This is a genomic window from Aeromonas sp. S9(2024) (assembly GCF_041403185.1).
In the GTDB taxonomy this organism is placed as follows: Bacteria; Pseudomonadota; Gammaproteobacteria; order Enterobacterales; family Aeromonadaceae; genus Aeromonas; species Aeromonas enteropelogenes.
The window spans coordinates 360578-373972 of the sequence record NZ_JBGLRE010000002.1 but is presented as its reverse complement, the minus strand read 5'-3'; the positions used below and the strand labels follow the sequence as shown (position 1 = coordinate 373972).

The window sequence follows — 13395 nt, the reverse complement described above, 5'->3', positions numbered from 1 at the left end:
TCATTGGGCGGCGACAGGTCTCTGTCGTTGCACGAGCGAGGCAGGAGAGAAGCGATGCACTACCACCAGTACTACCCGGTCGACGTGATCAACGGCCCCGGCACCCGAGCCACCCTGTTTGTGTCGGGCTGCGAACACCAGTGCCCCGGCTGCTACAACCAGAGCACCTGGCGCCTCGACGGTGGCCACCCGTTCGATCAGGCCATGAGCGATCGCATCATTGCGGATCTCAACGACACCCGCATCAAGCGGCGGGGTCTGTCGCTCTCCGGCGGTGATCCGCTCCATCCGGCCAACGTGCCCCACGTGCTGGCGCTGGTGAAGCGGGTGCGTGCCGAGTGTCCCGGCAAGGACATCTGGTGCTGGACCGGCTATCTGCTGGCAGAGCTCAGCCCGGCCCAGAGTGAGCTGGTTTGCTTGCTGGACGTGCTGGTGGATGGCAAGTTCGAAAAGGGGCTGGCGGACCCCGGTCTGCTCTGGCGCGGCAGCAGCAATCAGCAGATCCACGATCTCAACGCCTGGCGGGAAGGGGGTGAGCACATTCCCTGTCTGGTTTGCAGTTGAGGCCAATGCTGTTTATGGTTAGGCCACCCAAGTATCGTGACAATCTTTGATGAGGCATTGCGAGATGAACAATCTGCTCAAGATCCTGCTGGCCATTTTCCTGCCCCCTGTGTGCGCCTTTATCCAGGTCGGCTTCAGCCTGCATTTCTTAATCAACATAGTGCTGACCCTGCTCGGCGGCTTGCCCGGCATGGTTCACGCGCTCTGGCTGGTGGTGAGCGACAAGCGTGCCTGACCATCTTCCCTCGTCATCCCGCTCAATTGTTGAAAAAGAAGGGCCAACCTCACGGGTTGGCCCTTTTGTACATGTTCAGCCGACAGCTTTTTCGTTAGGATTCATCACTGACCAAATGGAGAAGCCCGATGGCTTGCAGGCCCGGCAGAGAGAACAAGGAGCGTGGTATGAAGTGGAAGATGGCAATCTGGTCAGGGGTGATGCTGGCACTGCTGCAAGGGTGCCTGTCCCGCGAGGTGGCAGTGGTCGACCGTGAGCCTGTCGCTGTGACGCTGGAACAGTTGCCGAACTACTGGATACAGCAGAACCAGCGCTCATGGTTTGCCAGCGATGAAGAAGCGCTGCCCACCAAACCGGTCAAGGGCTATGTGGACGTGCGTTATGTGATTGATGAGGATGGCAGGCCGACCAAACCCGAGGTGGTGGCGGCCGAGCCGCCCGGCGAGCTGGAGCAGAGCGCCCTGGCGACTCTCTCGCGGATCCGCTACAGCCCGGCAGAGGACAATCCGGACGCCATTCCGGTGCAGGTGACCAACCGTTTCAACATCGAGGTCAATTGACCCGAGCGCGATGACATCAGACCCCGGCCGTGCCGGGGTCTCTCTTATTGCTGTTTGCACTCCCGATAGGCGATCTGCCACTCCCCTTGCGGATCCCTAAGCTCGACAAAACCTTCCTCCCCCTTGTTCCACCAGACGGCCTGGAACTCGTCGCTATAGCGGGCCCCCGACGCGGAGACGGCTTGGGGCAGGGTGTAATCCTTGCCATCCGGCAGTGCCAGTTTGATAAAGTCGAGGCTCTGATCGGAGAGGGCGAAATAGCGTACCTGTACTTTTTGCCCCTGCTCGCACAGGTAGTTGATTGGCTCGCCACCGGTGGCGACCAGGGTGCCATTCTGGGCACAGCCGGTGAGCAGGGCAAACGCCAAAGCCGAGGTGGTGAAAAGGGAAATGCGGCGCATGATATGGACTCCTTTGCTATCTAACGCCGTGAGCCTAACAGGTTGGGCAGGATCTGCAATTGTCCGTTTTTGGAATGCGTCGGCAGCTGTCCATCGCGCATCTGCCGCCACGCCATAGGACTTGGCCATAAAAAAACGCCCCGGCAGGCTGCGGGGCGAAAAGCGGATCATCCTTGAAGCACCATGAAAAATCAGTAGCCAAAGCGGGTTGCCTCAAAGCGGTTGAGCAGGCGATGGATGAGGTAGCAGGCGAGCAGGGTGGCGACGATGGCAAACAGTATGCTGCTCACCCGGTAGAGAGCGCTGAACACCAGATCGTTGCCCGGAGTCAGGTACTGGCCAAACAGGATCCCCAAGGTGGTGAGGGCGCCGAAGCCGACGCCGGAACCGCTTGCCTCCTTCACATGGGCATGGCTGAACAACATGGCGCCGAACCAGAGCAGGGGCGCGACCAGGATCAGCTGCCCGGACCAGTCATAGAGCAGCAGCTGGCCGATGAGGCCAAAGCTCACCCCGAGCAGGGTGCCCATGGCCCGCTTACGGGCATAACTCAGGGCGCCATTCCAGTGCATGGGAAACAGCAGCAGCAGGGTGGTGGCCTGGGCCGACATGGAGTCGCGCAGATCGAAGGCCTGAAACACCAGGAAGGAGAGGGTGGCGATGCTGGCTCCCAGCAGCGCCTCGTGGCGCATCCGGTGCGGAGCCTTGGGGGCAGCCGCCGGCGTCGGGCGTGGCTCCACATCCGGGAGCAGGGCCGTCATCAGGTAGGCGATCAGCACCGACAGCACACTGGCCCACAGGTTGTTGAGGATCAGGTCGTTAAGATCGGTCTGGGGATAGCTGGCAAAGTGCAGCATGATGCTCAGACTCAGCACGCCATTGGCACCGAACAGGAATAGGCTACCCCGGGACATGGCGGCAAAGCGATAGAGAAACAGCAAGAAGACCAATAGGGTCATCAGCGCTGGGTGGCCGCCAAACAGTCCCCCAAGCAGGCCCACCTCCACCCCGCAGACGATGGCGGAGGCGATCAGCTGGCGTGCCGCATGACCATTCATCACCGGCACCATGCCCAGCAGCAGGACGGGCGTCACCGTGTAGAAGACGCCATAGTTCCAGCCGAAGATCTTGCAGAGCAAGAACCCCGTGGTGCTACCAAAGGCGATGCGCAGGCATTGGCGCAACTCGTTGCCGGTCAGGGGCCTGTGCCACAGAGTCATGGTCGCCACCTTAATAGATGTAGTGCAGCAGGCTGAGCAGATGGATCTGGGCGCGAGCCAGCATGGCGGTCAGGCCGTTGTCCGGCAGCAACTGCACGGTGGCGCGGGCGCCGGCCGGCAGATGGCTGGGCAGTTGCTCCAGGGTCAGGTGCAGGCGCAGGCGTTGGGCATCCCGCACCCAGCGATCCGACTCCACCGGGGCCGCCAGGGTGCCATTGGCATCGAACTGGCCGGCGCTCACCCCGGCATCCAGGCTGCTGACCCGGGCCGGGTAGAGTTCGCCTGGATTGCCGTCGAAGGCGACCAGTGCCCGGGTCTCATCTCCCACATGGCGCAGGCTCTTCTCGCGAAAATCGGCGATCACGTCCACTTGATCCGCCACCAGCGCCAGCAGCGGACCACCTGCCGTCGCCATGCTGCCCGGTTTGAGTTGCAGGTTGGTGATGATGCCATCCTGATCGGCATGAACCCGGCTGTAGGTCAGCGCCAGTTCGGCCTGGGCCAGCTTGTTGCGCGCCTGACGCAGCAGCAGGTTGTCCTCACCGCTGGCACCGCGGCTGGCCCTGATCTCGTCCCGTTTGGCCTTGCTGGCCGCCAGGTTGGCCCGGGCGTTGCGCAGGGCGCTGTCCGCTTCGTCTTTTTGTTGCAGTGACACCATGTGGCGCTGGTAGAGGGAACCGATCCGCGCCGCTTCCCGTCCCTTCTGGCTGGCAAGGGCCTCCTTGGCTTTGATATCCGCATCGGCGGCGGCCAGGGCGGCATCCAGCTCGCTGTTTTGTTGCTCGGCTTGATCCAGGGCGAGCCGGGCCTGTTCCACCGCGAGTTCAAAGGGCACGGGATCCAGGGTAAAGAGCAGATCCCCTTTCTTGACATGCTGGTTGTTGTGGACGGCCACTTCCACCACCTTGCCGCTGACCTGGGGGGCCAGCTTGGTGACGACCCGAGTCGCCATGGCCTGGGGGGTGAGGGGCATCAGCAGATCGGCTACCAGAAAGTAGGCAAAGAGGATGACGAAGCCGGCCATGGACCATCTGATCCAGCGGGCAAATTGTTGATCCGGGGTCATTTTACTCTCCTGCTTCAGGGTGTTTCTGGTGGCCGGCCAGTTGCTCGTGGTGCCACTCGATCCTGCCAAGGGCATTGGCCGAGATGCGCTGCACTATGGCTTCAAACTGGCGCAGGCTCTGTTCATCTATGCCGACCAGCAGCTCCTGGCGAACGCGCATGATGCGACCGGCAATCTGGTCGAGCAGGGCCTGGCCCTCGGCGGTGACGCAGACGATGCGAGCCCGTTTGTCCTGACTGCAGCAGTGGCGCTCGATCAGCCCCTGCTCCTCCAGCTGGCCCAGGGTGCGCATCAGGGAGGGCAGTTCGATCTCGAGGGCGTCGGCCAGGGTCTTCTGGCTCACTTCTCCTCCCATGCGGGAGAGTTTCCACAAGGCGGTCCAGCGAGGATGGGTGAGGCCCAGGGGCGCGAGTTCCAGATCGGCGGCGGTGCGCCAGAGCCGGTGCATGCGGGCTATCTGTTCGGCGAGGGAGAGCTCGCGCAACCTTTCCAAATCCTTCACGTCGGTCACCTCAGTTTACTTAGCTTGCTAAGCATTATATTTATTTAGCAGGCTAAGTAAATAGTGTGATGTGGATCATCTTTTTGTGCAGGGTGGCAGGTGAGCCTTGGGTGGGATCGATAGAGTCTTTTTTTGCGATGATACGGACAGAGGAAAATAGTGACTCATTATTTTCAGCGTATTTTCATGTCTATCGTGCAGCTTGTTTTTTATTCGCTAATATTATTCAGGTCTGGATCAGGGAGGCATTTTGCGATGGATAAATATGAGGTGGATGGGGGATATCTGGTACTGGAACGCCTGTTACGCGATACAGAAAATGCATCTGAACTTCATGCGGGAGCGGATTGGGAGAGTAGCGAAATATGTCATGAATTTGACCCTGCCAATATTCCTGTGTTGCTGGCGGAATAACTGGAGCATCTATATCTGCTCGAATGAATAAACTGGTATGCAGGTATTGGCCGGTTTGTTCTGGCTCTTTCTCACGCACTCATTTTCCCATCACCTTTCCCGGGCTCTGCCGACGGGAGCGCTGGCTCCCTGTATGGCGATACAGCCTGTATGACAGTCTGTTGCTGACGAGAAGAATCTGGGGTCGCCATACTCCTCTGTATTATTGTTGGGCCTGACGTCCTGATTGGCGCTGGCAGTTGCTCCGGTTTCTCACAGGTGAATGCTGCATGGAGCAATAGTGTGAAAAGCTGGCTGCCTGGTTGCCATGCCCGGTGTCGGTAAAGCATGTCGGGATGGGAGCCGTGGTGTTTAAGTTTTTAATGTTTTTATATGATTTTGTCGCTTGGGTAAATGACGAAAGGGATGACACGCAATAGAGTGCAGGACGAAACACACGCAGTATTACAATAAACGGCGACCCCGCCCAGGGTCGCCAATAATATCCGCCCGGTGATGTACCTGCTCTGTACGGGTGATACTGTCATCATCGGGCCGCACGCCTCGAAACGCCGGCATCCATGATTGACCCTGCCTCCCGGCATCCGCACTATTGGGTGGCGTTCTGACGTTGTAAGGTTTGTGCATGAAACTTCGCCACCAACTGGTGACCCTCTCCCTCGGTTTATCCCTGCTGCTGATCCTCATTCTGGGCTCGCTGCTCGCCCTCTTCATCCGTCATCTGCTGGAGAGCAATCTGGAGGACAAAGGGGGCGATCTGGCCCGCATCATGTCTGCCGACAGCCGGGTGGTCGCCGCCCTGCAACGCGGTGAGGATCCCGCCCTGCGCGACTATGTGGAGGGGATTTGCCGGCGCACCGATGCCACCTACATGGTGGTGACCGACGAACATGGCCGGCGTCTGAGTCATCCTAGAGCCAAGCTGATCGGCCAGCAATTTCGCGGCGAGGATATCTGGCCTGCCCTGCAGGAGCGGCGCAGCTACTGCTCCCGTGACGAGGGGACCCTGGGGCTGGCGATCCGCTGCTTCTCTCCGGTGATCGGGGCCGATGGCCGTCCCATGGGGGCGGTCGTGGTGGGTTATCTGATGACGGCGGTGGAGGGTATCTATTTGCAGCGCATCTCGCTGCTGGTCTGCGCCATCGCCGCCGTATTCGGTTGCGCGCTGGTGCTGTCATTCTGGATGCAGCAGCGGCTGCGCAAGACCCTGCTCGATCTGGAGCCCGAGGCGATCGTGCGCCGCTTCACCCTGCAAGATCTGCTGCTCGAATACATCACCGAAGGGGTGATAGCGCTCGATGACAACGGCAACATCAGCATGATCAACAGCACCGCCTGCTACCAGTTGCGCCTGCCCGGCACGGGTCGCCATGCCCTCCTGGGGCAGTCGCTGGCCGAACTGGTACCATCGCTGACCCCTTGTCTGACGCAGGAGGGGGGCGAGCTCAGCTTCGCCATCCAGGGGGAGCCCTTTGTCGGGCGCTGGCAGGTGGTCAATGGTCGGGCACCGTGGCGGCTGTTCATTTTCAGTCGTCCCGAAGTGGCGGCGAGTCTCGGGGTACAGGTGACCCATCTGCGCCAGTATGCCGAGATGCTGCGAATGCAGAGCCACGAGTTTGCCAACAAGCTGAGCAGCCTCTCCGGTCTGCTCCAGCTTGGCCACGTGGATCAGGCGGTGGAGCTTATCCAGCAGGAGAATGAAGCCTGCCAGACCATGCTGCAGGAGCTGTTGCGGCTCATCGACAACAAGCCGGTGGCCGGTCTCATCCTCGGCAAGTTCAGCCGTGCCAGGGAGCTTGGGGTGACGCTCGAGCTCGACCCCGATTCGTCGCTCGGGGAGTACTCCGCCTCGGTCTCGGCGGATCTCATTACTCTCATCGGCAACCTGCTGGACAACGGTCTGCAGGCCGCCTGGCGCAACCGCCAGCAGTGCCCCCCCAGGGTGCTCTTGTCACTGTGCGATGTGGGGCGCCGGCTGGTGATCGAGGTGGAAGACAGTGGCGAAGGAGTTGACGAGGAGCTGGCCGATCATCTGTTCGATTACGGGGCGACTCGCCAGAGCGGTGATCACGGGGTGGGCCTGTTCCTGGTCAAGGAGACGGTGGGGCGTCACCAGGGTGTGATAGAATGGCGGCGAACTGCCGAACGGACCACATTGTTTGGCATCTATTTGAATAAAAACCAGTTAATGTGAGCCATGGACCCAATAATCACGCTTGTTATTGAAGATGACGATCGGATCGGCGCCATCCTGTCGGAGCTGGTGGCGGCGACCCCGGGGTTTTCCCTGCTGGGGCGGGCCGGCACCCTGGCCCAGGCCGACGAGATGATGGCCGGGGTGGTGCCGCAACTGCTGCTGGTGGATATCTCCCTGCCCGATGGCTCGGGTCTTGAATGGGTGAACCGCCTGCGCAGTCACAACCGTGAAGCCTATGTCATCATGGTGACCGCCTCCCGCGAGGTGGAGACCATACAGCAAGCGCTCAATCTCGGGGTGCATGACTACATCATCAAGCCGCTGCGGCTGTTTCGCATCCAGCAGAGCCTGGACGAGATCCTGCAACTGCATCGCAAGCTGTGTGAGCGGGGGCGGCTGGAGCAGGAAGATCTCGACAAGCTGCTGGGCAAGGGGCGACCCCAGGCCAGAGAGATGCGCATCACCCCCAAGGGGATCGACAGCATCACCCTGCGTCAGGTGCTTGAATTGCTGGCGGGGGAGCCGGACAGCGTCTTCTCCACCGATACCGTGGCGCTGCGCCTCTCCCTGAGTCGCACCACGGCGCGCCGCTATCTGGAGTATCTGGAGTCGGAAGACAGAGTGGATGTGGAGCTCAACTATGGCCAGCGGGGCCGGCCGGAGCGTCGCTATCGCTGGCGCCGGGAGAGCTGATCTGCCAGCTCGCCACGCATACACAAACGAATATTCAGACAAAAGGGAGCCGAGGCTCCCTTTTGTCTGTTTGTGGTCCCGTGTCCTTGCGAGGGGAGCGTCGTTTTTATGCCTCTTGGGCAAGGGCGGGGCGGGCTCTTGGCTTGAGCTGGGCGAGCATGACGCCCCCCAGGATGAGGCCACCCCCCAGCAGGTGATAGCCGTGGATGGGCTCTCCCAGGGTGATGACGGCGATCAGCGCCGTGCACAGTGGCATCAGGTTCATAAACACCGAGGTGCGCTCCGGCCCGAGAGTGGCCAGGCCGCGCATCCAGCAGTAGGCGGCGAAGATGGAGGAGGCGAGCCCGGCGAACAGCACCATGCTCCAGCCCTGGGCGGGAATGGCCAGGGAGTCGGCGGAGAGGGCCAGCGGAATGAGCAGCAGCACCGCCAGCAGGATCTGCAGGTAGAGGTTGAGCCAGGGGCCAAACGGCAGTTGCCAGCGGCGGATCAAGAGGCCATAGAGCGCATAGCTGGCGGCCCCCAGCAGCATCATGCCATCCCCCGGGTTGATGCCGGTGTGCAGCAGCGCCAGCGGCTGGCCCTGGCCGAGCAGCCAGAGCACCCCGAACAGGGAGAGGCTCATTCCCAGCAATGCTTGCTTGCCGGGGCGCTGGCCGAAGAAGAGCGCGCCCTGCAGCAGGGTCAGCAGGGGCAGCAGGGAGCCGATGACCCCCATGTTGGTAGCCGAGGTCGAGTGGGCGGCGTAGTAGGCGAGGCACTGGTAGAGCACCATGCCGAGCAGGGAGAGCACCAGCAGCTTGCCGAACCAAGGGCGGATCTCGCTGCGCCGGCGCCAGAGTGCGGGCAGGCAGAAGGGGCTCAGGGCCAGGGCGGCGATCACCCAGCGGTAAAACGAGATGGCGGCGGGATCCACCACGCCGGCGGCGGCCTTGGAGACCACGGTGTTGGCGGCCCAGATCAGGATGGCGAGCAGGGGGAAGAGAATAGGCATAGGCACTCCTTGATACGATGGTGAGAGTCTAGCCTTGTCTTGAACTATGTAAGTAGCGTAAATAAGACATCTCATAACCGCTTTGGGACATTCTTCATGGGTGACCTCACGATGGCCGAGCAGGATCGCCTGCTGGCCACTCCCAATCCTCTCTACTTTCGCTACAGCCAGATCCAGGGAGGCAACGCCTGCGCCGAGCACGCCCACCCCTGGGGCCAGCTCAGCCTCATCAGTCTGGGGGTCATGGTGGTGGAGGTGGCGGGGCTGCGGCTGGTGGCGCCGCCCGACTACCTTATCTGGGTGCCGGCCAACTTGCCCCACAGCGCCTTCAACGAACAGACCCTGGACTACACCTCCATCTATGTGGGACACACCCTGGCAGAACGCCTGCCAAGGGAACCCGTGCTGCTGGCGCTGACCCCCCTGCTGCGTGCCCTGCTGGAGGACTTCACCCAGCGCCGGCTCGGCCACATGGAGGATGAGTGGGACCGGCGCCAGGGCGAGCTCTTCATCGAGAAGCTGGCCCGCACCCGCTGCCAGCCGAGCTATTTGCCCCAGAGTTGCGATCGCCTGCTCGCTCCCTTGTTGGCGGCGCTACAGGCCGCGCCGGAGGACAACCGTACCCAGGCCGAGTGGGCCAGTGTCTTGCACACCACGGAGCGCACTTTGGCGCGGCGCTGCCAGAAGGAGCTTGGCATGAGCCTCGGTCAGTGGCGTACCCGGCTGCGCATGGTGCGTGCCCTGTCCTGGCTGCGCGGTGAGATGCCGGTGCAGGAGATCGCCTGGCGGTTAGGTTACACCTCCACCTCGGCCTTTATCGCCATGTTCCAGCGCGAGCAGGGCTGTGCCCCCCAGCGCTATCGCCAGCAGCTGGGTCAGCCCGGGTGATCCCTGTGGCAGTTGGGAAGCGTTCGACGGAAAAAAGAGAGGGCGCCTTACAGGCGCCCTTTTTATCAGCGATGGCCGGTTTAGAAGAAGCCGAGCGGGTTGATGTCGTGGCTCACCAGCAGGTTCTTGGTGTTCTGGTAGTGGTCCAGCATCATCTTGTGGGTCTCGCGACCGATCCCTGACTTCTTGTAGCCGCCGAAGGCAGCGTGGGCCGGGTAGGCGTGGTAGCAGTTGACCCAGACCCGGCCGGCCTGGATGCCGCGCCCCATGCGCCAGGCCAGGTTGCTGTCGCGGGTCCACAGGCCCGCCCCCAGGCCGTACTGGGTGTCGTTAGCGATGGCCAGGGCATCCGCCTCGTCCTTGAAGGTGGTGACCCCGAGGGCCGGCCCGAAGATCTCCTCCTGGAACACCCGCATCTTGTTCTGGCCGTGGAAGATGGTGGGCTGGATGTAGAAGCCCCCTTCCAGCCCGTTCACCTTGGCCGGGCCGCCGCCGATCAGCATCTTGGCCCCTTCGCCGCGACCGATCTCCATGTAGCTTAGGATCTTGTCGAACTGCTCGCGGGACGCCTGGGCACCGACCTGGGTGGCGGTGTCGAGGGGGTTGCCCTGCACTATGGTGCGGGCGCGGGCCAGCACCCTGTCCATGAAGTCGTCATAAATACTTTCTTGCACCAGGGCGCGGGAGGGGCAGGTGCACACCTCGCCCTGATTGAAGAAAGTCATCAGCATGCCCTCCACCGCTTTGTCGATGTAGTTGCTCTCGTGCTGCATCACATCGGCGAAGTAGATGTTGGGGGACTTGCCACCCAGCTCCACGGTGGAGGGGATCAGCTTGTCGGCGGCGCAGCGCAGGATATGGGCCCCCACCTCGGTGGAGCCGGTGAAGGCGAGCTTCTGGATCCGGTCGCTGGTGGCCAGCGCCTGGCCCGCCTCGGCGCCGAAGCCGTTGACCACGTTGACCACGCCGGGGGGCAGTATGTCCTTGATGAGATCCATCATCAGCATGATGGTGACCGGGGTCTGCTCGGCGGGCTTGAGCACGCTGCAGCAACCTGCTGCGAGCACGGGAGCCAGTTTCCAGGCCGCCATCAGCAGGGGGAAGTTCCACGGGATGATCTGGCCGACCACGCCGATGGGCTCCTTGAAATGGTAGCTGACGGTGTTCTGGTCCAGCTCGGCGGCGGATCCCTCCTGGGCGCGGATGCAGCCGGCGAAGTAGCGGAAGTGATCCACCACCAGGGGCAGGTCGGCGGCCAGGGTCTCGCGCACCGCCTTGCCGTTCTCCCAGGTCTCGGCGATGGCGAGCACTTCGATATTTTGCTCGATGCGATCGGCGATGCGCAGCAGCAGGTTGCTGCGCTCGGTGACGCTGGTCTTGCTCCAGCTGGCGAACGCCTTGTGAGCGGCGTCCAGTGCCAGCTCGATGTCGGCGGCGTCGGAGCGGGCCACCTCGCAGAACACCTTGCCATCCACCGGCGAAATGTTTTCAAAGTAGCGGCCGGCGCGCGGCGCCACCCAGTCGCCACCGATGAAGTTGTCATAACGGGACTTGAAGCTGACCAGGGCACCTGCCTGACCGGGAGCGGTATAAATCATCTCATCATCCTTATGTGTGTGGTCCTGACCGGGCTAGCGAGCAGCCCGGTTGCTGCTGTGTATCGCAAGGGGCGTGCCAGAGGGTCTGACCAGCGCTTCAAAAGTTACAAAAACGTTATCAAACGGGATGTGGCAGCGTATCTTGGTTAACCAGTGACCCCGGCTGTGACCATGAAACTGTGCCATTTCTGGACAGTAGTCGTGACAGTCGTGCCATTTGTGAACAGGAGGTGTGATGAGCGAATTTCCCCAATCCGGCCCTATCCAGCGCTCCTGGCAGCGCTGCCTGCATCAGGGGCTGAGCCGCCAGCAGAGCGCCGAGCTGGATCTGTTGCCAAGAGGAGAGCTCACGGCGAGATTGGAAGGGCACAGGGAGCTGATCGCCTGCTTTGAGCGTTTCGTGCTGCCGCTGTTTGGCCAGCTGCTGGCGGGGCGACCCTGCCGCCTGTTGCTGTGCGACGCAGAAGGGGCGATTCTGGCCGCCAGCGGTGACGACGGCTTCGCCCGCCATGCCGAGCGTATTTTTCTGCGCAGCGGCGCCCGCTGGGGGGAGGGGAGCAAGGGCACCAACGCCATCGGCACGGCGCTCGCCGAACAGAGCGAGGTACAGGTGCTCGGGGCCCAACACTTTTTCGCCCAGCACAGTTTTCTCAGCTGTAGCGCCTGCCCGCTGCTCGGGCCCGACGGCAGACTGCTCGGGGTGCTCGATATCTCCACCGAGGCGGCCCACCACGGCGGCGATATGTTGGGCACGGTGCGGCTGTTGGCCATGACCCTGGAAAACGCGCTGCTGGCGCGCCAGCCGGGCTGGCTGGTGGATCTCGAGCCCCAGAGTCTTTGGTCCGCCCGCCTGCTGCTGGGGGAGGGGGGCGAGCTGCTCGGTGCCAACCGGGCCGGCCGGCTCTGGCTTGGCCAACACTCCTTCGATGGCAAGCAACTGCTGCGCGAGGGACGCGGCCTGCGGCTGGTGCCCGAGCCGGTCGAAAGGCCCTCGCCGCTTCCGCCATTGGGGAGCGGGCGGGAATCCTTGCCAGAACCTTCACAGGTACCGCTTAAGATGCTGGAGCGCGGCATCTCTCTGCTTATCGAAGGGGAGACCGGCAGTGGCAAGGAGCATCTGGTGCGAGCGCTGCATCGTCAGTCGAGCCGCCAGGATAAACCCCTGGTGTGCGTCAACTGCGGCGCCCTGCCGGCGGATCTGGTGGAGGCAGAGCTGTTCGGCTATGTGGGCGGGGCCTTTAGCGGTGCCCGCAGCCAGGGCAGCCAGGGCTATCTGCGCGCCGCCCACGGCGGCATCCTGATGCTGGACGAGATCGGCGAGCTGCCGCTGTCGGCCCAGACCCGGCTGCTGCGGGTATTGCAAGAGCGAGCCGTCACCCCGGTCGGCAGCACTCGCCCCGAGCCGGTGGATTTCTGGCTGGTCAGCGCCAGCCACCGGGATCTGGCGGCCATGGTGGCGGCCGGCAGCTTTCGCGAAGATCTCTATTACCGCATCTGCGGCTGGCGCCAGCAGCTGGCGCCGCTGCGGGATTGGCCGGCCCACGAGCGGCGGGCACTGATCCTGCGGTTGCTGACCGAGATGGATCCGGCGCTGCAGCTGACCCGGGAGGCGGAGCAGCAACTGCTGGCTCATCCCTTGCCCGGAAATGTACGCCAGCTCAAACAGGCACTCGAAGTAGCTTGCGTGCTGGCGGAGGGACAAGAGTGGGTTGAAGCCTCCCACCTGCATCTGCCAGCGGTCGTCCCTGCGCCCGCGCTGGTGCCTGTTCCGCCATCCACTTCAGTGACTGCGGGTATCACCAGTCTGCGCGAGCAGAGCCGGCATCAGGTACAGCAGACCCTGGCGGATTGTGGTGGCAACGTGAGCGAGGCGGCGCGCCGGCTCGGCATCAGCCGCACCACCCTATATCGGGCATTGAAAGCATGTAACTGATGGAATTTTAAGTATTTTCCATTAATTGCATGCTTGTTCCCGCCATCCTTTGTATCATGTCGGACCAGAACGGCGCTGAACCATGAGTGGATTCAGTGCGACCCTGCCCCGTTGGGCAGGTGCGTCAATC

General features: G+C 62.4%; 14 protein-coding genes. 8 read left to right on the top strand and 6 right to left on the bottom strand.

The window, feature by feature from the left end:
- Positions 1-54 precede the first annotated feature (54 nt).
- The 3 genes from nrdG to ACB028_RS04975 all read left to right on the top strand — a co-directional run bounded on the left by nrdG (position 55) and on the right by ACB028_RS04975 (position 1359).
- A complete protein-coding gene (gene nrdG / locus ACB028_RS04985) occupies positions 55-564 on the top strand; it encodes an anaerobic ribonucleoside-triphosphate reductase-activating protein (protein ID WP_223378663.1) in 510 nt (169 codons plus the stop codon).
- Between the two features lie 64 nt (positions 565-628).
- Positions 629-799, top strand: a complete 171-nt coding sequence (locus tag ACB028_RS04980) for a YqaE/Pmp3 family membrane protein (RefSeq protein WP_010673454.1) — start codon at positions 629-631, stop codon at positions 797-799.
- Positions 800-966: 167 nt separating this feature from the next.
- The gene (locus ACB028_RS04975) at positions 967-1359 is read left to right on the top strand and encodes an energy transducer TonB (RefSeq protein ID WP_026456627.1); all 393 of its coding nucleotides are present in this window, start codon (positions 967-969) and stop codon (positions 1357-1359) included.
- A gap of 44 nt (positions 1360-1403) precedes the next feature.
- Here ACB028_RS04975 and ACB028_RS04970 read toward each other — a convergent pair whose 3' ends face one another.
- From ACB028_RS04970 to slyA, 4 genes are all read right to left on the bottom strand, one after another.
- Complete coding sequence (locus ACB028_RS04970) at positions 1404-1760, bottom strand: MliC family protein (protein WP_342012988.1); 357 nt, start codon at positions 1758-1760, stop codon at positions 1404-1406.
- A gap of 191 nt (positions 1761-1951) precedes the next feature.
- Positions 1952-2980 (bottom strand): DUF2955 domain-containing protein, encoded by a 1029-nt coding sequence (locus tag ACB028_RS04965; RefSeq protein WP_042073088.1) that lies wholly within the window; start codon positions 2978-2980, stop codon positions 1952-1954.
- A 10-nt stretch (positions 2981-2990) separates the two neighbouring features.
- The gene (locus ACB028_RS04960) at positions 2991-4046 is read right to left on the bottom strand and encodes an HlyD family secretion protein (RefSeq protein WP_371143663.1); all 1056 of its coding nucleotides are present in this window, start codon (positions 4044-4046) and stop codon (positions 2991-2993) included.
- A 1-nt stretch (position 4047) separates the two neighbouring features.
- A complete protein-coding gene (gene slyA / locus ACB028_RS04955; protein ID WP_371143662.1) occupies positions 4048-4548 on the bottom strand; it encodes a transcriptional regulator SlyA in 501 nt (166 codons plus the stop codon).
- Between the two features lie 255 nt (positions 4549-4803).
- Here slyA and ACB028_RS04950 point away from each other — a divergent pair, with 255 nt between their 5' ends.
- From ACB028_RS04950 to ACB028_RS04940, 3 genes are all read left to right on the top strand, one after another.
- On the top strand, positions 4804-4962 hold the full coding sequence (locus ACB028_RS04950; protein ID WP_371143661.1) for a hypothetical protein: 159 nt from the start codon (positions 4804-4806) through the stop codon (positions 4960-4962).
- Positions 4963-5587: 625 nt separating this feature from the next.
- Positions 5588-7156 carry an ATP-binding protein gene (locus ACB028_RS04945; RefSeq protein WP_371143660.1) on the top strand — a complete coding sequence of 523 codons (1569 nt, stop codon included), beginning with the start codon at positions 5588-5590 and terminating at the stop codon, positions 7154-7156.
- A gap of 3 nt (positions 7157-7159) precedes the next feature.
- Entirely contained in the window at positions 7160-7852 is a 693-nt protein-coding gene (locus ACB028_RS04940; RefSeq protein ID WP_042073085.1) for a response regulator, read from the top strand.
- Between the two features lie 106 nt (positions 7853-7958).
- Here the strand turns inward: ACB028_RS04940 and ACB028_RS04935 are convergent, their stop codons facing one another.
- Positions 7959-8846, bottom strand: coding sequence for a DMT family transporter (locus tag ACB028_RS04935; protein ID WP_371143659.1), 888 nt, complete (start codon positions 8844-8846; stop codon positions 7959-7961).
- Between the two features lie 96 nt (positions 8847-8942).
- Here ACB028_RS04935 and ACB028_RS04930 point away from each other — a divergent pair, with 96 nt between their 5' ends.
- A complete protein-coding gene (locus tag ACB028_RS04930) occupies positions 8943-9734 on the top strand; it encodes a helix-turn-helix transcriptional regulator (protein ID WP_216993967.1) in 792 nt (263 codons plus the stop codon).
- Between the two features lie 80 nt (positions 9735-9814).
- On the opposite strand, the gene ACB028_RS04925 is transcribed toward ACB028_RS04930, so the two are convergent.
- Positions 9815-11332, bottom strand: coding sequence for an aldehyde dehydrogenase family protein (locus ACB028_RS04925; protein WP_371143658.1), 1518 nt, complete (start codon positions 11330-11332; stop codon positions 9815-9817).
- 235 nt (positions 11333-11567) lie between these two features.
- Between ACB028_RS04925 and ACB028_RS04920 the strand changes: the two genes are divergently transcribed.
- Entirely contained in the window at positions 11568-13265 is a 1698-nt protein-coding gene (locus tag ACB028_RS04920) for a sigma-54-dependent Fis family transcriptional regulator (RefSeq protein WP_371143657.1), read from the top strand.
- Positions 13266-13395: the final 130 nt, after the last annotated feature.

Coding starts and splice junctions, on each gene's coding strand:
- ACB028_RS04965 (WP_042073088.1), bottom strand. CDS start 2,980: ATGACTCTGTGGCACAGGCCCCTGACCGGCAACGAGTTGCGCCAATGC.
- ACB028_RS04940 (WP_042073085.1), top strand. CDS start 7,160: ATGGACCCAATAATCACGCTTGTTATTGAAGATGACGATCGGATCGGC.
- ACB028_RS04950 (WP_371143661.1), top strand. CDS start 4,804: ATGGATAAATATGAGGTGGATGGGGGATATCTGGTACTGGAACGCCTG.
- ACB028_RS04920 (WP_371143657.1), top strand. CDS start 11,568: ATGAGCGAATTTCCCCAATCCGGCCCTATCCAGCGCTCCTGGCAGCGC.
- ACB028_RS04945 (WP_371143660.1), top strand. CDS start 5,588: ATGAAACTTCGCCACCAACTGGTGACCCTCTCCCTCGGTTTATCCCTG.
- ACB028_RS04930 (WP_216993967.1), top strand. CDS start 8,943: ATGGGTGACCTCACGATGGCCGAGCAGGATCGCCTGCTGGCCACTCCC.
- ACB028_RS04975 (WP_026456627.1), top strand. CDS start 967: ATGAAGTGGAAGATGGCAATCTGGTCAGGGGTGATGCTGGCACTGCTG.
- ACB028_RS04980 (WP_010673454.1), top strand. CDS start 629: ATGAACAATCTGCTCAAGATCCTGCTGGCCATTTTCCTGCCCCCTGTG.
- ACB028_RS04960 (WP_371143663.1), bottom strand. CDS start 4,046: ATGACCCCGGATCAACAATTTGCCCGCTGGATCAGATGGTCCATGGCC.
- ACB028_RS04970 (WP_342012988.1), bottom strand. CDS start 1,760: ATGCGCCGCATTTCCCTTTTCACCACCTCGGCTTTGGCGTTTGCCCTG.
- nrdG (WP_223378663.1), top strand. CDS start 55: ATGCACTACCACCAGTACTACCCGGTCGACGTGATCAACGGCCCCGGC.
- ACB028_RS04925 (WP_371143658.1), bottom strand. CDS start 11,332: ATGATTTATACCGCTCCCGGTCAGGCAGGTGCCCTGGTCAGCTTCAAG.
- ACB028_RS04935 (WP_371143659.1), bottom strand. CDS start 8,846: ATGCCTATTCTCTTCCCCCTGCTCGCCATCCTGATCTGGGCCGCCAAC.